A 17254-nucleotide genomic window follows, 5' to 3' on the forward strand; every position below is an offset into this window, starting at 1 on the left:
CAAAGGACTTTAGGGGGACCGAACGTGAGGGTCGTCAATCCGGAAGACGTGGAGCAACTCGCCAAGCTTCTGGATGGTCGGGGCGGCCTTCAGGACAAGCTCAACGAAGCCTTCACCAGGGCCTCCCTGCTAGGCGTATCCAGCAAGTTGTCCTCGCTCAAGCCGCTACGGGGCTGGGTTACCGATACCGCGCCGGACCTTCGCAAGCGTGCGGCGATCGCCCGACTGGAAAGCGGCGACCCCGAAGCCGGGTTGCGCTGGGCCGGTTTCAGCGCCAAGGACATTGAGAGGTACCTCAAGGATCACAAGGACAAGGGCCTTTCTCCCGGCGAGATTCTTCTCGCCAACTCCGTTGCTGCCAGCGACGATCCAAACGCCGACGTCTTCAAGCGAGATCCCCATGAGTCCCTGGACGACTGGGTCTTGCGGATCAAGACTCACGCGCTGGAGCAGATCCCCGGGCTCAAGCCTCACGCCGCGACGATCACGAGCGTGATCGACCTCTACGGCGACTGGAATTCGACCACCAAGACCATGGCCACCGTGACAATTCAGGGAACGGCTCTGACCAAGGTTCTCCTTTTCAATTCTCTCGCGCAAGGATCGCTGCGGACCTGGAAGACCCGCATCGGAGTCGCGCTCAGAGGGTCGAATAACGGGCTGCTGCGCTGGTCCGGAACAAAGCTGATCAAGATAACCCCCAAGGTCCGTTCCCTCGGCGCACCCGGCAGCTGGTTTCCCAGCAAACTCAGCCAATGGGCCCAAAAAATCCCGGGCACCAAGGGCACGATCATCGATTGGACGGGCAGCGCCTACGACGCGGTCCGGGGCCTGAAGATCATGGACTCCCCCATCTGAAAAGGGGTTTCGGTCAACAGGGCCATCAACTTCTTGGTGGGCTCGGACGAGCTGGCCAAGAAGTTCGGTGCGCTCACCCACTCCAGTCAGGCTGTGACGCGGGCGGGTAATGCGAATCTCCTGACAGTCACAAGCAAGGCGTTCGCAGAGTCACGCGGAGCCGGCCTCAGCCGTACGGCCGCGCTCACCAAGGGACTCTCGACCGCGGGTAAAGTCTCAGGCCTCCTGCGCGGAGCGGGCATCGCGGGAAGCGCGGCCTCGACGGTGTGGAGTACCGCCAACGTCATTTCGCAGGGCAACCCGGTCGATGCCTTCAAACGTAAGGGTGCCGGGTATGTGGCCGACGTAGCCGAGGTCGGCTTCAACGCATCCATGACCGCGGCCATGATCGCCCCCAACCCGATCACCATCGGCCTCGCCGTGGGAACCGGCGTCATCTATGCCGGCGCCAAGGTCGTCGAGCACTGGGACGACATCAAGAAGGGGGCGGGGAAGGCTGCCGACTGGGTGGGAAACAAGACGAAGGACCTGGGCAAGAGCATCGCCAAGTCCAAGGTGAACCCAATGAACTGGTTCTGACCGCGGGGAGCAGGACGAGCTACGCCCGCCGCCGCAGGCGCCCGTAGAGGACGAAAGCCTCCATCGAAACGAACAACCCGCCACTGACCCACACCTGAGACGGGGACACCCCGGTAACCTCCGTGCTCATCCGCGGGGCGAGCCAGTCCTGCGGGTCGGTCACCACCGTGACGCGCTGTCCGGTCTTGAGTTCCTCACCGCAACCGTCGGTACCGTCCACGTCGTAGGAGCGGGAACCGGCCTCCGCCGTGTCCAGCGGTACGACCGTGCACGTCCGACCGTCAGCTCTCGTGTGTCTTGTGCGATAGGTGCCGGTCTCGACAATCACCGCGTCTTTCCGCAGCCCACGCTGGTCCAAGACGTAGTCGCCCAGCGCAGGCCCCACGAAGAGCATGAAGGCAAAGCCGGAGGCTGCCACGAGAGCACCCGGCCCCGCACCGCACATCGTCCAGGCGGTGATCAGAACGAGCATTGCCAAGAACGCTCCGAGGAGGAGCACGAGCGTCCCCTGCTTCTGTGCGAGCCATGAACAGCCCACCATCACAGCTGGAGTGAGGACCAAGACGGCCACGGTGCCGGGCCACCGGCGCGGCCTCGCCACGTGCAGTGCGGTCTCCGTCCCGGTCGCCGGGCGCTCACTCTTCCAGGTTGTCATCGTGTTGTTCGGTCCTTCAATGCTTCCCGGTCGGCTGCGGCGCCATCGTCACTCGCTGCCGATCAGAAGCTCGTTCCTGTCCGGCAGCAGGTCCGTGATCTTGTCCCAGACCTCGGCAGAATCGGATTTCACCAGGACGAGTGGACTGTCCGGGCCTACCTGACCCGGCATGATGGGCTCCTCCGGCTGCTCCCGGATCCAGTAACCGAGTGGACCGCAGTCCCAGACGGCCAGGGCTCGGATCATCGCGGCGCGCTCGCCGTCGTGCTCGCCGTCCCAGGCCGTGGTGATGCGCCAAGTGGCATTGAGGGAGACGACCAGATCCAGGAACTGAGCGAGTTGCGGGTCCTTGAGATCGGCGTCGGCCTCGGCCAGCGCCTTGCGTACCAGCGCGCGCGTCTTGTCGTCGTCGGCGTCCGGCTCCTCGAGTGCCACGAACGCGGCGTCCAGCGCTGCCATCGTCGTCCCGATGCGGACCTCGGGCGCACGTTCCTCGGGCTTGTCCCCCCGGTGCAGATTGACCTTGCGGGACAGTTCCCACACAAGTGTGTTGGGCTCGATGGAGACGTACTCGGACTCCTCCTCGCCCGGCCATCCGTCGTGCGAGATCACCGCCTCCTGGCCGACGACCACACCGTGGTTGACCGGGCCGTGCTCGCCCGTGATTTCCACTTGGACCATGACCACCGGGTCCGCCAGAGCGCCGAGCAGGTCGCGGAGCAGAGGGGCCAGTTCACCCTCTTCTCCCACCAGACCGATGCGCTGAAGCTCGACCAACGACTCCCACAACTCCTCAGGAGGCGTCTCACCGTCCAGCAGGTGGGCGAAGACGGCGATATGGCGGTCGGCCAGCCGGAAGCGTGCTCGCGAGCTGTCGTACGAGGGCACTGGTCTGGATTCCTCCCCTGAGGCGGCGGCGCCGGCTCACTTCTTCTTTTCCTGTAGGTCCTTGGCGTCCTGAGTGCACTGGTGCGCTTCGTCCCGCAGCGCCTTCGCAACCGTGCCACACGTCGTCTGCCAGCTCTTCAGCCTGCCGCGCACGTTGTCCGCGTTCGGGCCCGACCAGGTCTTCATCCCCGTGGTCGCGTGCTTCTTGGCAGTGTCGACGAGCGAGTCGATGTGGTCGGCCAGCGACCTCAACTGGCTGGCACGATGGTTGAGTTCCTGAATATCAGGATTTGCCATAGCAGCCTCCCCCGCTGTCTCAGGACCTCAGCATACTGACGCTGTCTCACTCGCTCCGCCCGGTCCCATCGGCCGGACCATCACCGTTCGTTCACCGGAAGACCCGATCTCCTGCGGCGCTGGACGAGAACCACGGATGGTGAGGTAGCGTCCACTGTTGCAAACGGACAGTCCGCTTGCGTTTGAATCAACGGGGAGGATCGTTATGGATCGCGGTGCAGATCTCCATCGGCTCCGGGAGCTCTCGAAGCTCTACGCCCGCAAGTCTCACGATCTGCAGGTGCTCATCAAGGAGCTGGACTCGGCGACGGGCAGCAGCGAGAGCTACTGGAAGGGCCCGAAGGCCGACCGGTTCCGCCAGGACTGGCACGACGTCAAGCCGACGTTCTCGAAGTGGGTCGACACCCTGCACGACGCCAGCAAGTCGGCCAACACGAGCGCCGACAACATCGAGCGCGCCACCTGATCCCAGGAGCCTCTTGCTCGTACCACATTCTGACAGTGCACCGGGACCCCAGGCCGTCGCGGCGGGGGCCGGTGCACTGGTGGTACGTGGACGCGCTCCGGAGGGTCAGACGCCCTTCTGGTACAGCCGGGCTTCGGCCGCTGGGACCTTGTCGGGCTCGTTACGAATGGCAGCGTCGACAATGGGGAGCAGCTTGCCCACCTCTTCACCCAGCTTCTTGTGACGGCCTTCCAGTTCCCGATGCCAGGCGCGAGCGTTCTTTCCGACCCAGACCTTGTCGCCGCCGATGTCCCGTGTCGGCCCCTGCAACGCCTTCGTGAAGGACTCGACGTCTCTCGCGAGATCGCGGCGCAGCTTCTCCAGGTCCGCTTTTCTGGGGTTTGCGACTTCAGGTTCGGAATCCGTCATCCCTGTCACCTTTCAGCCTTTGATTCCTTCAACACCGTGCGACGCCGTATCGCAAGGAAGATCGCACCAGCCAGCAAAACTGGGGCCAGCATCACCGACACCAGCATGGGCAGTGTCATAGCCGGCGGATTCTGCACCCACTTCGTCGTCAGCACCCTGCTCGGGTCCCGAGGGTCATAGGTCACAGACACGGAGGAACCCGCGGCCAGACCAGCAGGACGCCTTCCTCCCCAGTCACTGAGAGCGGTCTCCTGCTCCCCGCGCTTGGGATCGTTGAACCGGATCCTGATATTTCCCGGACTACCGAACTTGTCCCGCGGCGAGGCCACGATTTCGGCGGCAACGGACACTCCTCGGGAACGCAGGTCGTCCACGAGCGAGCGCGAGGGAAGCCAGAGCACCAGGAAGGCCCCGGCAGCAGCCACGGCCATGAGGAAGATGGCCGCGACAAGCCGTCGCTGCGGCAGCGGCGTCTGCCGCTCACCGGCGCGTAGCTTGCGCAACTCGGCCTCGGCAGCCAGCCGTTCGGCGGATTTCGGTGGCGGCGTCCAGTCATCCCGCGACCGCTTCTTTTTTCCCACGAGAACGATTCTCCGTCTCAAAGCCCCAGCCAGCCACCGAGCTTCTGGGCTGCGTGGCCTATCCCCTTGCCGACCTCCGAGGCAGCATGACTGACGGCGTGCACAGCCTTCTTGCCGGTGTCGGTGTTCAGGGCGTAGTAGGCAGCGTAACCAAGCCCGGCACCGACCACGATGCCTGCCGCCACGCCCCAGCCGACCGGCCCCCCGCACGCCGCCACAGCAGCCACGCCGACCCAGGTACCGGCCATTCCGGCTCCGAGAGACGCGACGTTCGAGACGACGGCCACATCCGGGTCCGAGTGGTTGACCTCGATGTCGTATGCGATACCGCCGACCGTCAGCAGCGCGCCCACCAAGGGAACCCGCCCGCCCGCTCTGAACATCTTTCCGAGCCAGCCGGCGTTCGCACCCGCCGGCGCCGCCCTGATGAACGGGATCTTGTCAGCGCACCAGCGGACTCCATCCCCGACCGAGGCCTCCATGAGCCTGGACAGCGACCCCATACCGTATTTGGAGAAGACACGCTCGGCCTCGCGGGTGGCTGTCTTGGAGGCCTTCGCGTTGAACCTCGTCTCCTTCCTGAACCTTGCACGCTCTGCGGGCGTCATGGCGTTGATTCGTTTCTCGTAGGCCGCCTTGGCTGCCTTCGAGAACTCTTCCGCCTCGTCCCAGAACCTGTCCGCCAGGTTGGACTGGACGCCAATGACAGCGGCCATGAGCCCTGCGTGCACAGTCCACGTCGCCTTGGGGTCCCCCAGGTCCGTAACTGCCTTCGTCAGGTGCTTCCACGCGGTATCCCACAGGTCGGGGTCGTCACCCTGCATCAGCGCACGGTTGAAAACCGCCCCCGGCTCATCCTCGGGAATGTCACCGTGGAAGAGGTCCAGCACCTTGTTGAATCCGGGTGCCGGACTGGGGGCGTTCGCCGCTGCCGTGAACGCGGCACCGAACGTCTTGGCGTCCTCCTTGGCCGTCGGCGCATTGGACAGGGCGATGGCCATGGGAAGGTTCTTGACGAGGTTCGGGTCCATCTTGGCGTAGAACGCCGAGGTGAAGTCCGGATCACCCTTGTGTTTCGCCAGTTCCTCGGCGATGCGGTGGAATTCCGGGCCGGCCTCCTCGGGTGACATCCCCGCGAGCCCGTCGGCTTCCTTGGCCAGATCCGCGCCCTCCGTCCGCGCCTGTTGCACTGTCCAGACCGGCTCGCGCAGTTGGACCATGGTGGGCTTGGGTCCCACGCCCTTGAACTCCATGGCTTCGGCCAGTGCTTGGCGGCGACGGAGCATAGGCAGTTCGTCGTCGACCCAGGAGGCGATCCGATCGATCCGAGTCAGACTGCCGGTATCGAGTCCGAATCTCTGGAATCGACCGAAGTACGCGCTCTTGCCCGAATGAAGGGTCTTACTGCTTGACGTGAGGTCGTTGATGGTCTTCAGGAGGTTGGCCGGATTGATTCCCGAGAAGTTCGGATCAACCATCTGTCGGGTTTCCCGCACTGCCAGGAAGTCGCGGGTCCATGAGGATGGCTCCGGCGCCCGACCCTTGCAGTACCGCCTCCAGCTTGTCGGTCGGGAGGGCGACCCACGGCTGTTCCTCGCCCAGTGCCTCGACCAAGCGTGCCACGGTGGAGAAGGCGAGGGCGACGAGTTGCTCCCCGCCTGACTCCGTCTGAAGAGGGATGAGCATCACATCGACCGTGCCTGCCAGGATTGGTGCTCCGTCTTCGTCTCGCGGCAGATCCGTCATCGTGGGCAGCACCAGAACATCTGGAGTTTCTGGCGGTGGCTGCGTCGAATCCATCGGCCCATCGTACGAGTTGTACGCCGATCGAAGCATGAGGCGCACTAAGGCTTGGCAACTTCCCCGCAATTCCCGGCCGCCGCCACGGGCCGGCCGGGGCTCCATCCGCTCGGATGGAGCCCCGGCGCCTGCACCGTCGTGCCGTCAGTCGTTGATGACGGCTTGGATGGGCATGAACGAGCCTCCCGACACGAACAGCCCGCTGCCGGCCGGTCCGCCGCCGCTGTTCGCCGGGAGCCGGATGCCGAACAGTTCGCCCTCCGAGGCACTTTGGGGGGTGAGGAGCAGGCCGTTTCGGGACTTGCGGGCCTCCGTGGCGAAGCCGCGATACTGGCCCGAAAGGCTGTCCGTCATGCCGGCGGCGATGAGCCCGAGGCCTCCGTCCCCACCCTTGCGGACCACGCTCTCCAACGCCTCGTCGAGCCGAGTGTCGTAGAGGAGTTCCGCGTCGTCGACGACGACGACGTACGGGCCTCCCTCAAGGTTCTCGACCAGTTCGTCGAGGTCTTCCTCTCGGCTGTCGGCGTTGAGGAATCCAAGGACACCGGCACGCCCCTCCAGAGCACGCAGCGGTGAACGGCGCGGCGTGACGACGACTACGTGGGTACCGGCCGCCAGGAGTGACTGGGTGGCGGCCCTCAACAGGGTCGAACGGCCGGACTTCGGTGGGCCTGCGATGACGAAGCCCGGACCGTTCTCCTCCAGGTCGATACCGACTGGGCGCAGTTCGTCGCCACCGACGCCCAGAAGTGCCCACAGTGGCGACGAGGGTGCGAAGTCGGGGTCCAAGGCCAGCGCCTCGGAGGCCGTGATCCGGGAAGGCAGTGCGTCTACCCGCATGGGGCGGTGCCCGACGGGCAAACGGCCGTGGCGTGAGGCCGCCTCCTCCGCGATGGCTCGCAACGCACGGACCTGGGCTTGGCCCGAGGGATCGTCGTCCAGTAGAGCAATCTGGGTCTCGTCGACACCGTCGTCGGTGACGCGCAGGGCACGGCCGGGCGGCATGTTCTTGGGCACTTCGCGAGCTTGGAGGCCGGCCGCGGAGTAGTCGTTCGGATCGGCGAAACGCAGAACGAGCCGGTCGGCGAAGGCCGAGGAGACGTGCCCGCTCAGGCCACTGCGGTCGGCGGTCATGACCACCTTCAGGCCCACCGCGGAGCCTTCACGGAAGATCCGCTGCATCAGCTCGATCATCTGACCGTAGTTGAAGTTCTCAAAGGTGGAGGTGAAGCCTTCCCAACTGTCGAGAAGCAGCACCATCCACGGGAGCCGCTCCTCGGGCGCCGCGGCTGCGCGCTGTTCCGCGGCGCTGGAGGTGCCTTCCATGGCCAGCAGTTGCTGACGCCTTGCGATCTCGGCCAACAGCCGGTCGATCAGGCGCCGCACCCGGTCGGGCTCGTCGCGGCTGACCACGGCGCCGACGTGCGGCAGACGCATCAACGGCAGCAGTGCGTTGGAACCGCAGTCGATGCCGTAGACGTGCACGTCATACGGGGAGGTGGTGCGGGCCAGGGAGCCGGCCAGGGTGCGCAGGGCTGTCGAGCGGCCACAGCGCGCGCCGCCCACCAGCATCGTGTGCTCGCCGTGCACAAGGTCCAGGACCATGGGCCTACGGCTCTGCTGGGCCGGGAGGTCGATCAGGCCGAAGGGAATGGGCGGCACATCCTCGCCGTGTCCCTTCTGAGCCGAAGGGGCCTCGCCGTATGTGGCCAGTTCTTCCAACGTCACCTTCTGTGCCAGCGGCTCCAGCCACGGGCTGCGCTGCTCCCCGAAGCCCATCCGCACCGCGCCGTCCGCCACAGCGTCGACGAGGACCGCCAAGTCGGTGACCATGGTGCCGTCGTCCTCGGACTCCGCCGCTTTCGGCAGCGGGCGGCCATAGGAATTCCAGGGCAGGTGGACCAGCGTCGCCTTGGGGCCGGTACAGCCCGTGGCGGGGCGGCGGCCGCCGATACGCGCCGACTGCACGCCGACCAAGGACTGGGCACCGGAGCGGACGTACATGCGTCCGGGGGTGGACTTCGCGATGGCGCCCGAGTCGGGGGCGTCGATGACGTCCATGGACTCCGAGGCGTCCGTCACGCGTAGCGCGATCCGCAGGTTGGTGTTGGCGCGGATGTCCGCGCTGACCACACCCGCCGGCCGCTGCGTGGCCAGGATCAGGTGCACACCGAGGGAACGGCCACGGCGGGCGATGTCGACAAGACCCGCGACGAAGTCGGGTAGTTCGGCGACGAGCGAGGCGAACTCGTCGATGACCAGGACGAGCCGGGGCATCGGCTCGAGCTCGGGGCGGATCTTGCGCGTGTCGTTGTAGTCCTCAATGTCCTTGGCGGCGGCATCGAAAAGGATCTTCTCCCGGCGGTGCAGCTCGGCCGCGAGGGATGCCAGGGCCCGCTCGGTCAGGTGCGCGTCCAGATCGCTGACCATGCCGACTGTGTGCGGCAGCCGGGCGCAGTCCATGAACGCGCTGCCACCCTTGTAGTCGATGAGGACGTAGTTCAGGGCGTCGGGACGGTTGGCGACGGCGAGCGAGGCGATGATCGTCTGCAAGAGCTCCGACTTGCCGGCACCCGTCGTACCCGCGACCAGTGCGTGCGGACCGTCTCGCCGGATGTCCAGGACGAACGGCCCGTCCGCCGCGATGCCGACGGGCGCGGCCGTCGTCGACCCGCGCGTCTTCCAGATCCGCTCCACATCCAGGCCCGTGGGATCGGGCAGCCCCAGCAGACTCAGCAACCGGGCAGAGGTGGGCAGGCTGCTGTTGGCGTCGTCACGGCTGACATCACGCACGGGCGCGAGGGACCGGGCGAGCAGTTCACACCACTCCGGTGTGACTTGGTCGGCCAGGACGTCCCCGACGGACTCCAGGCCGTACCCGCGCACTCTCACATGGTGCGCTGCTTCGGGTGACCAGGCCACGACGGCCTTGCACTCCTCGGGCAGCAGGCGCTCGTCCTCGTCGATGCAGAGAGCGAGGATGCCGTACTGCGGTCCCTCGGTCAGTAGTTGGGGCATGCCGGGTACCCGGCGCAGAAGGCGTGCTCCGTCGAGGACCAACAGGATGTTGGGGTCCGGGTACAGCTGACCCGTCATGTTGTTCTGATCGCGAGCCGCCTTACGGCGGGCCAGTTCGTTGAGGAGCTCGTTGACCCGACGGGTGATGCCCTCCGAGTCGAAACCGACCAACGCGACGCAGTCCTGCCCCTGATCGGGGTTCGTGTGGGGCAGCCAGTGCGTCCACTGCCATTCGGCTCCGGCGGCCGGGGAGGCGGCGAGCGTCACGAGCGAGAGGTCCCGGGGGCTGTGGAGGACGGCGGCCTGCACGCCGAGCCACCGGGCCGTGGCGAGAGCTCGAGCCCGGTCGCCGGCGATGCCGACGACTCCGATCCGGGCGAAGGGGAGGGTGACCGGCACATCCGGCAGGACCGGAGGCTCCGGAGCGTCCTCGCCGTTCGAGGTGCCGCCGTTCGCGAGGACGAGTTCGACGTCGGAGGGCAGGCCGCCGACCCCGACTCTCAGCTGCATCGCGTCCGGGTCCGTGAGCCGGCGCTCCCAGAGGCGGCGGCGCGGACCGGTGGCGAAGAGCAGGATCTCGGCCGGGTCGGGGGTGTCCTCGCGCCGAGCGCGCTGCTCCTCCTTGCCCAGCATGGCCAGTTCGGCCTGGTGAGCGGCGAGGTCCTTCTTGTACTGCTTGAGTGAGGTCTTGTGCTTCTTCTTGCCCTCACGGTTCTCGCTCAGCCACTGGCCCGCCATCATCAGCGGGCTCATGAGACAGAACGCCAGCATGTAGATCTGCTTGGTGACGAAGTACATGCCCAGCCCGAAGAGCAGGGGCATGAACGCCATGAGGAACTGGAAGCGTGCCCGCTCTCCCTTCGTGGGTGGCACCGGCACAACGAGTCGTCGTCGGGGACGCAGTGAGGAAAGGCGCGGGGGACGGTTGTAGGCGAGGCCGCCCTCGCTCATCGGGGACAGATGTGCGTCGGGCTCGGACACCTTGTCGAGGACCAGGAGCGAATCTCCGACGCGTACGACACCGCCGAACGGCCAGGTCCTCCCGGTCCCCGCCGACTCGTCGTCCAGTCGTACGTCATTGCTGCCTTCAGGGCTGAGTGTGGCGTTGCCCCGCACATCAATGGTGAGCCGTAGCGCGACCGGCGGCACAGCGGCGTCCGGCAAGGAGAGCGAGCAGGTGGGTGCCGATCCGACGGTGGCCACACCGACACCGAGCCGGATCACCCGGCCCGACGCGGGGCCGGCTGAGACCCTGAGCTCGTACTGACCAACCGGCTCGCCCCGACGCAGAAGTGGGCCTATCGAGTCATCGACGGAGACGCGCATGCCGTCGCGCAGCGCGGCGACCGCGGGGGCGTCCTGGTCGCAGGAGACGCCGTCCGCCCACAGCGACAACGCCCCGGATGCCACGGCGTCGTAGTCGGGCGAGAAGGCAGGGGATCTGCCGGGCATCGGCACGACGTTTCCCCGGGTTTCACCGGACGGGCGCACCGGGTGTTCGAGAGCCGCCCTCAGCGCCTCCGCGACGTCTCCGGCGGTGGCCGTGTCGTCGGTGGTGACCACGACGTCGTGCGGCTCACCACCCTCGCGCACGACCGTGACTAGCGTCTGCATGATGGTCTTCCTCCCCGTTGGCATCTGTGGCCACATTCGTTGATACAGCTGACGGAGACTAGTGGCAGCCCGGATTGCCGCTCTCGGCCGATGACCTCTCAGAGTCCTCCTGGTCTTCACGTCGTTCGCCGCGAGTGGGTCGCAGCGGATCAGGAGCAGGCCGTCGTACGTGAGAATCGGTACGGCGCGACCGGTGCCGTCGTTGGTCGCCGATTCGTATGCCACCGCGAGCCGCGCGAGTCGGACCGCCGAGGTGCGCACTGTGTGCTCCGGCAACTTCCCGCAGGGCTCACCCGTCCTTCCGCGTTGCCCTGTGCTGCACTGCGGCGTGAGCGGTTGGTGTGCTGTCGTTCGCTGCAGCAGACACAGTAGTGACAGCGGAGGCGGGAGAGATCACCGGGCCGCAGACGGGGAGAATTGCTGGATCCGTCCTTTTCTGGGGCTACTTGACCTTCGACAGCCGCGCCACCGGATTCCCCTCCGCGGAGCTGTCCGCCGTGTACTTGAGGTCGTTGCCGACCGGGGTGAGGCGGACCGTGTGCGGGGCGGGATTGCAGCCCGCGTGGTTGGTCCTGGCGCCCCGGGAGACGGCTACCAGCTGGGTGTTCGTCACCTGCTTCAAGGTGAGTACGTCGTCGCAGACGCCGCCGAGCTGGTCCGTCTGGTGGAGGGTACCCAGTTCCCGGCCCACGGCGGCCTGGTGGACGGTCAGCCGGAAGTCGCCGAGGGGCAGGGTGCCGTCGAGGGCGGTGCCCTGGCCCTCCCAGGTGCCGAGGTAGCGGGCGGGGACGGGCGAGGCGGTGGCGGTCGGCCCGGTGGAGCGGTGGTCGCCGCCCGCGGTGGCGGCCGGTGTCGGTGTCCCGCCGGGGCCGGCGCCGGCGTTGTCGGCACGGTCGTCCCGGAACGGGAACAGCCACAGCGAACCGACGGTCACCGCCGCCAGCGCGCCCGCGACCGCGAGGACCACGGTGCAGCTCAGGCGGCGGCCCCGGCCGTCCGCGCCGGGCGCCGCCTTGCCGGCCACGGTGACGGAGAACCTGCCGGGACCGGCCGGCGCGGTGGTTCCCAGCGGGGGCGCGTCCTGCGGGCCGGAGTGGGTAGGGGGCGCCGCGGGTCCCATGGCCGCGGCGCCCATGAGGGGTGGCGGGCCGAACCCGCCGCCGGGTGCGGCTTCCGTGGGCCGCGGGGGCTCACCGGTGGCGACCGGGGCGGGGCCCGGCACCGAGACTCGGCTGAATCCCAGCGGACCGGACGACGGCTGAGATGGCGGTTCCGCCGCCGTCGCCTCCAGGTTGAGCAGCGACACGGCGCTGCGGCTGACCTGTTCGACCAGGCGGGACGGGAGCCAGCCGGCCGCGACCAGGCGGGAGGCGCCCTCGGGGGCGAGGCGGCCGGCCACCTCGCCGGGGCCGGGCCGGGCGCCGGGGTCCTTGGCCAGGCAGGCCACCGCCAGGTCCCGCACATCCCCTGCCAGGGAGCCCAGTTCGGGTTCCTCGTGGACGACCTTGTACAGGAGGGACGCCGAGGAGTCGCCCGGGAACGGGGGCTCGCCCGTCGCGGCGTGCACCAGCACCGCGCCCAGGGAGAAGACGTCGGCCGCGCCCGTGACGCCCTTGCCGAGGATCTGCTCGGGGGACATGTAGCCGGGCGAGCCGACCGAGACACCGGTCGAGGTCAGGGACGCGGTGCCGTCGGTGGCGCGGGCGATGCCGAAGTCGATGAGCAGCGGGCCGTCGAGGGTGAGCAGCACGTTGGACGGCTTCACGTCCCGGTGCACCAGGCCCAGTTCGTGTACCGCCGCCAGCGCCTCGGCCAGGCCCGCCCCCAGCACCCGTACGGAGTGCTCGGGCAGCGGGCCGGCGTCCGCGATCGCCGCGGCGAGGGAGGGGCCGGCCGCGTAGGCGGTGGCCACCCACGGCACCGGGGCCTCGGGGTCGGCGTCCAGGACCGGCGCGGTCCAGGCGCCGCCCACCCGGCGCGCGGCCTCGACCTCGCGGCGGAACCGGGCGCGGAACTCCTCGTCGAGCGCGAAGTGCGGGTGCACGATCTTCACCGCGACGGTGCGGCCGCCCGCACTGCGGCCCAGGTAGACACGGCCCATGCCGCCGGAGCCCAGCCGGCCGAGCAACCGGTAGGGACCCACGGTGGCGGGCTCGTCTGCTTCGAGCGGCTGCATGGCGTCCTCCCCCTCCCCCGTACGCCTCACAGCAGGGTAGTGCGCTACGGCCGCAGCAGCTCCACCTTCACGTCCGCCGGGAAGCCGGTCGTCGGGCCGACGCGGCGCGCGAACTCGGCCACCGCGGCGAGCTGCGGGTCGCCGAAGCTGAAGTCGAGGGTGGTGAAGTACCGCTCCAGGACCTCCTGGTCGAAGGCCTCCCAGCGGGCCGCCTGCTCGGCGACCTTGGTGACCTCCTCCAGGGAGAGGTTGCGGGAGGCCAGGAAGGCCTCGTGCACCTTGCCGGTGATGTCCGGCTCGCGCTCGAGGTAGTCGCGCCGCGCCGCCCAGATCGCGAAGACGAAGGGCAGTCCCGTCCACTCCTTCCACAGCTGCCCGAGGTCGTGCACCTCGAGCCCGTAGCGCGGGCCGTCGTGGAGGTTGGCGCGCAGGGCGGCGTCACCGATGAGCACCGCCGCCTCCGCCTCCTGCATCATCAGGCTGAGGTCGGGCGGGCAGGTGTAGTAGTCGGGGGCCACCCCGTACCGCTCGGCCAGCAGCAGCTGGGCAAGGCGGACGGAGGTCCGGGAGGTCGACCCGAGGGCGACCCGGGCGCCGTCGAGTCGGTCCAGCGGGACCTGCGAGACGATGACGCACGACATCACCGGACCGTCGCAGCCGACGGCGATGTCGGGAAAGGCGACCAGGTCGTCCGCGTGCTTGAGGAACTCGACGAGGGTGATCGGCCCGATGTCGAGTTCTCCCCGCACGAGCCGCTCGCTGAGCTTCTCCGGGGTGTCCTTCGTCAGCTCGAAGTCGAGGAGCGTGCCGGTTCTCGCGAGCCCCCAGTACAGGGGCAGGCAGTTGAGGAACTGGATGTGGCCGACGCGCGGCCGGGTGCGAGAATTGTCCACATCGTGAGGCTAGACCCTGGGCGGCGCCGTCCCCCCGCCGCCCCTGCCGCCGCCCCCGAGGACCCCGATTGGCGGAGTCCCCGCCATCCTCCTGTGAGGCGCCGCCGATCTCACTGCGTCAACCTCTCACCCGAGCCTTCAAACATCCGAGTGAAGTGATCTTGACCTCTATTGCATTCGGCGGCCCACATGCTAGGCTCGCCAGCAAGTTGCAGTTTGGTTTCCCTTGCAGTACAGAGCCTGCGGAGCATGTGACCGCGGGCTCTGGTCGTTTTCAGACGTATGCAGTTGTGCGGCGATTTCGTTATCACACTTGCAGGTTCTGGAGCAGGGCGACCCTTTGAGCCCAAGGAGGGCTTATGGCTACCGGAACCGTGAAGTGGTTCAACGCCGAAAAGGGCTTTGGTTTCATCGCCCAGGAAGGCGGCGGCCCCGACGTCTTCGTCCACTACTCCGCAATCAACGCGACCGGTTTCCGCTCTCTCGAAGAGAACCAGCAGGTGAGCTTCGACGTCACCCAGGGTCCGAAGGGCCCGCAGGCGGAGAACGTCACCCCGGTCTGAGCGTTCGCGCGCAGTATCCGTTCTGAGTGCAGTACCCAAGGAGCCCCGCGCCGTCAGGCGACGGGGCTCCTGCCTTTTCCCGGCCGGGGCGTCCGGATTCCGGACATACCGCCGGGTGAATTCCCGGCGAACTCTATCCGCGGCATCGCCGGCCGTCCCGGAAATAAATGCCGCGCCGCTCCGGAGATGACCGGAGCGGGGCAAAGGCCGCGACGGCCGTGAAGGGGGCGCCGCGGCGGTTCGCACCATTGCGGACGCTACGCGTACAACCCCTCCACCTCTTGTGCGAAGTCGCGCAGGATCGCCTCCCGGCGGAGCTTCATCGTCGGGGTCAGGTGGCCCGCTCCTTCCGTGAAGTCCACAGGGAGGACGGCGAAGCGGCGGATGGACTCCGGGCGGGAGACGAGTTTGTTCGCCTCGTTCACGGCACGTTGCAGCACCGCCGCCAACTCGGGGTCGTCGACGAGGTGTTCGGCGGGGACGGGGTGCCTGCCGTTCATCTGCCGCCAGTGGGCGATGCCTTCGGGGTCCAGGGTGATCAGGGCGGAGATGTAGGGGCGGCGGTCTCCCAGCACCATGCACTGGGAGATCAGCGGGTGGGCGCGGAGCCAGTTCTCCAGGGGGGCCGGGGCGACGTTCTTGCCGCCCGCGGTGATCAGGATCTCCTTCTTCCGGCCCGTGATCGTCAGGTAGCCGTCGTCGTCCAGGCGGCCGATGTCGCCCGTCGGGAACCAGCCGTCGTGCGTCGCCGGCACCACCCCGCCCGCGTGCGGGTTCCAGTAGCCGCGCAGGACCTGACCCCCGGCCAGCAGCACCTCGCCGTCCGCCGCGATGCGCACCCGCGTGCCCGGCAGCGGCCAGCCGACCGTGCCCAGACGGGGTTTCTGCGGCGGCGTGACCGTGGCCGCGCCCGTCGACTCGGTCAGGCCGTAGCCCTCGTAGACCTCGACGCCGGCGCCCTCGTAGAACGCGGCCAGGCGGCGGCCCAGCGGGGAGCCGCCGCAGATGAGATAGCGCAGGCGGCCGCCGAGGGCGGCCCGGATACGGCGGTAGAGGAGGACGTCGTAGAGGGCGCGGGCCGTCCGCAGGGCGCGGCTGGGGCCGGGGCCCGTACCGTGCCGGCGGGCCTCGGCCGCCTCGCCGTAGCGGCGGGCCACGTCGGCCGCGCGGTCGAAGGACGACGCCCGGCCGCCGCGCTCGGCGGTGGCGCGCGCGTTGTTGTAGACCTTCTCCAGCATGTACGGGATGGCCAGCAGGAACGTCGGCCGGAAGCTCGCCAGGTCCTCCAGCAGATCCTGCGACTTCAGGCTCGGCGCGTGGCCCAGCCGGACGCCCGCACGGACGCAGGCCACCGCGACCATACGGCCGAAGACGTGGGAGAGGGGCAGGAAGAGCAGCGTCGCGGCCTCCTCCGACGTCCTCGCCTTGAAGGCCGGGTAGAGGACCTCGATGGCGTTGTCGACCTCCGCCAGGAAGTTGCCGTGGCTGAGCGCGCAGCCCTTGGGGTGGCCGGTCGTGCCCGAGGTGTAGACCAGGGTGGCGAGCGTGTCGGGTCCCAGGACGCCCCGGCGCACGGCGACCTCCTGGTCCGGGACGTCCGCGCCGCTCTCCGCCAGGTGGTCGAGGTGGCCCTTCTCCATGACCCACACATGGCGCAGGTCCATCAGGCGCTCGCGTTCCGGGCCGAGGGCCGCGGCCTGCCGGGCCTTCTCCGTCACCAGGGCGACCGCGCCGGAGTCCTGGAGGATCCAGCGGGTCTGGAAGACGGAGGACGTGGGGTAGACGGGGACCGTGACCAGACCGGCGGCCCAGGCGGCGAAGTCCAGCAGGGTCCACTCGTACTTCGTGCGCGCCATGACCGCGATCCGGTCGCCCGGCGCCAGGCCCGCCGCGATCAGGCCCTTGGCCATCGCCAGTACCTGGTCGGCGAACTGCGCGGCGGTCAGATGCGTCCAGCCGCCGTCGGCGTCCCGGCGGCTGACGACCTGGCGACCGGGGTCGGCGGCCGCGTTCTCGAACGGCAGGTCGGCCAGCGAGCCGTGCGTCACCGGCGGCACCAGCGGGGGGATGTACGCCTCGCGCACCTCGCCGTCCAGCCGGCGGGTCTGCGGCGGCACGAACGCCGGGACCGCGTCGGGGTCGTAGTCGAACCCCGACGAGGACGACGCGGCCGGGCCGTGGGACGACGGGGACGAGTACGAGAGAGGCATGGCGGCTCCTGGGGCTTGCAGCTGCGCGCTGCTCTGCTGCACGTGGTACGCGCTGCGCTTACCGAGTCGTTCACCGGTGGTGCGCGCTGTTGGGGTGTTACCGCCGGTTGCAAACGGGATCGTACGGGGCCGGGGTGGGGAGTTCGTGCGGGTTCAGGAAGGGTCCGGAGACGGTACGGGGCAGGGCTGCGCACTCCTCGGTCTCCGGCACACCCACGCCCCGACGTAGGCTTACCTCCGGTAACCTT

15 protein-coding genes are annotated in these 17254 nt (G+C 68.3%); 4 read left to right on the plus strand and 11 right to left on the minus strand.

Features of this window, described 5'->3' with window-relative positions; all coding sequences use genetic code 11:
• Positions 1 to 24: 24 nt before the first annotated feature.
• Positions 25 to 858, plus strand: a complete 834-nt coding sequence (locus tag TNCT6_RS41885; protein ID WP_308789465.1) for a hypothetical protein — start codon at positions 25 to 27, stop codon at positions 856 to 858.
• A 36-nt stretch (positions 859 to 894) separates the two neighbouring features.
• A complete protein-coding gene (locus TNCT6_RS41890) occupies positions 895 to 1437 on the plus strand; it encodes a hypothetical protein (RefSeq protein ID WP_308789466.1) in 543 nt (180 codons plus the stop codon).
• Positions 1438 to 1456: 19 nt separating this feature from the next.
• On the opposite strand, the gene TNCT6_RS12745 is transcribed toward TNCT6_RS41890, so the two are convergent.
• From TNCT6_RS12745 to TNCT6_RS12755, 3 genes are read right to left on the minus strand one after another with little or no spacing between them, the layout of a single operon-like run.
• Complete coding sequence (locus TNCT6_RS12745) at positions 1457 to 2092, minus strand: hypothetical protein (RefSeq protein ID WP_141359481.1); 636 nt, start codon at positions 2090 to 2092, stop codon at positions 1457 to 1459.
• A gap of 48 nt (positions 2093 to 2140) precedes the next feature.
• Positions 2141 to 2980 carry a hypothetical protein gene (locus TNCT6_RS12750; RefSeq protein WP_141359482.1) on the minus strand — a complete coding sequence of 280 codons (840 nt, stop codon included), beginning with the start codon at positions 2978 to 2980 and terminating at the stop codon, positions 2141 to 2143.
• A 36-nt stretch (positions 2981 to 3016) separates the two neighbouring features.
• Positions 3017 to 3277: a WXG100 family type VII secretion target gene (locus TNCT6_RS12755; protein WP_141359483.1), complete on the minus strand. Its 261-nt coding sequence runs from the start codon at positions 3275 to 3277 to the stop codon at positions 3017 to 3019.
• Positions 3278 to 3482: 205 nt separating this feature from the next.
• Between TNCT6_RS12755 and TNCT6_RS12760 the strand changes: the two genes are divergently transcribed.
• Positions 3483 to 3743, plus strand: coding sequence for a WXG100 family type VII secretion target (locus tag TNCT6_RS12760; RefSeq protein WP_141359484.1), 261 nt, complete (start codon positions 3483 to 3485; stop codon positions 3741 to 3743).
• A 105-nt stretch (positions 3744 to 3848) separates the two neighbouring features.
• Here the strand turns inward: TNCT6_RS12760 and TNCT6_RS12765 are convergent, their stop codons facing one another.
• From TNCT6_RS12765 to TNCT6_RS12795, 7 genes are all read right to left on the minus strand, one after another.
• A complete protein-coding gene (locus TNCT6_RS12765) occupies positions 3849 to 4151 on the minus strand; it encodes a hypothetical protein (RefSeq protein WP_141359485.1) in 303 nt (100 codons plus the stop codon).
• Between the two features lie 5 nt (positions 4152 to 4156).
• Positions 4157 to 4732: a DUF3592 domain-containing protein gene (locus TNCT6_RS12770; RefSeq protein ID WP_141359486.1), complete on the minus strand. Its 576-nt coding sequence runs from the start codon at positions 4730 to 4732 to the stop codon at positions 4157 to 4159.
• Positions 4733 to 4749: 17 nt separating this feature from the next.
• Positions 4750 to 6210 carry a hypothetical protein gene (locus TNCT6_RS12775; protein WP_141359487.1) on the minus strand — a complete coding sequence of 487 codons (1461 nt, stop codon included), beginning with the start codon at positions 6208 to 6210 and terminating at the stop codon, positions 4750 to 4752.
• Entirely contained in the window at positions 6203 to 6532 is a 330-nt protein-coding gene (locus TNCT6_RS12780) for an SAV_915 family protein (RefSeq protein ID WP_141359488.1), read from the minus strand. Before TNCT6_RS12780 ends, TNCT6_RS12775 begins: the two co-directional genes overlap by 8 nt.
• A 144-nt stretch (positions 6533 to 6676) precedes the next feature.
• Positions 6677 to 11164 carry an FtsK/SpoIIIE domain-containing protein gene (locus tag TNCT6_RS12785; protein WP_141359489.1) on the minus strand — a complete coding sequence of 1496 codons (4488 nt, stop codon included), beginning with the start codon at positions 11162 to 11164 and terminating at the stop codon, positions 6677 to 6679.
• 442 nt (positions 11165 to 11606) lie between these two features.
• Positions 11607 to 13340 (minus strand): serine/threonine-protein kinase, encoded by a 1734-nt coding sequence (locus TNCT6_RS12790; protein WP_141359490.1) that lies wholly within the window; start codon positions 13338 to 13340, stop codon positions 11607 to 11609.
• A 44-nt stretch (positions 13341 to 13384) separates the two neighbouring features.
• The gene (locus TNCT6_RS12795; protein ID WP_141359491.1) at positions 13385 to 14233 is read right to left on the minus strand and encodes a menaquinone biosynthetic enzyme MqnA/MqnD family protein; all 849 of its coding nucleotides are present in this window, start codon (positions 14231 to 14233) and stop codon (positions 13385 to 13387) included.
• A gap of 359 nt (positions 14234 to 14592) precedes the next feature.
• Between TNCT6_RS12795 and TNCT6_RS12800 the strand changes: the two genes are divergently transcribed.
• A complete protein-coding gene (locus TNCT6_RS12800; RefSeq protein ID WP_004984723.1) occupies positions 14593 to 14796 on the plus strand; it encodes a cold-shock protein in 204 nt (67 codons plus the stop codon).
• Between the two features lie 257 nt (positions 14797 to 15053).
• Here the strand turns inward: TNCT6_RS12800 and TNCT6_RS12805 are convergent, their stop codons facing one another.
• Positions 15054 to 17006 carry a long-chain fatty acid--CoA ligase gene (locus tag TNCT6_RS12805; RefSeq protein ID WP_141359492.1) on the minus strand — a complete coding sequence of 651 codons (1953 nt, stop codon included), beginning with the start codon at positions 17004 to 17006 and terminating at the stop codon, positions 15054 to 15056.
• Between the last annotated feature and the right edge of the window lie 248 nt (positions 17007 to 17254).

The sequence above is a fragment of the Streptomyces sp. 6-11-2 genome, from assembly GCF_006540305.1.
Lineage (GTDB): Bacteria > Actinomycetota > Actinomycetes > Streptomycetales > Streptomycetaceae > Streptomyces.

What these genes read in the sequence shown, in the direction of transcription:
- TNCT6_RS12745 (WP_141359481.1), bottom strand. Translation starts at nt 2,092, where the DNA reads ATGACAACCTGGAAGAGTGAGCGCCCGGCGACCGGGACGGAGACCGCA.
- TNCT6_RS12755 (WP_141359483.1), bottom strand. Translation starts at nt 3,277, where the DNA reads ATGGCAAATCCTGATATTCAGGAACTCAACCATCGTGCCAGCCAGTTG.
- TNCT6_RS12760 (WP_141359484.1), top strand. Translation starts at nt 3,483, where the DNA reads ATGGATCGCGGTGCAGATCTCCATCGGCTCCGGGAGCTCTCGAAGCTC.
- TNCT6_RS12765 (WP_141359485.1), bottom strand. Translation starts at nt 4,151, where the DNA reads ATGACGGATTCCGAACCTGAAGTCGCAAACCCCAGAAAAGCGGACCTG.
- TNCT6_RS12775 (WP_141359487.1), bottom strand. Translation starts at nt 6,210, where the DNA reads ATGGTTGATCCGAACTTCTCGGGAATCAATCCGGCCAACCTCCTGAAG.
- TNCT6_RS12780 (WP_141359488.1), bottom strand. Translation starts at nt 6,532, where the DNA reads ATGGATTCGACGCAGCCACCGCCAGAAACTCCAGATGTTCTGGTGCTG.
- TNCT6_RS12785 (WP_141359489.1), bottom strand. Translation starts at nt 11,164, where the DNA reads ATGCAGACGCTAGTCACGGTCGTGCGCGAGGGTGGTGAGCCGCACGAC.
- TNCT6_RS12790 (WP_141359490.1), bottom strand. Translation starts at nt 13,340, where the DNA reads ATGCAGCCGCTCGAAGCAGACGAGCCCGCCACCGTGGGTCCCTACCGG.
- TNCT6_RS12800 (WP_004984723.1), top strand. Translation starts at nt 14,593, where the DNA reads ATGGCTACCGGAACCGTGAAGTGGTTCAACGCCGAAAAGGGCTTTGGT.
- TNCT6_RS12805 (WP_141359492.1), bottom strand. Translation starts at nt 17,006, where the DNA reads ATGCCTCTCTCGTACTCGTCCCCGTCGTCCCACGGCCCGGCCGCGTCG.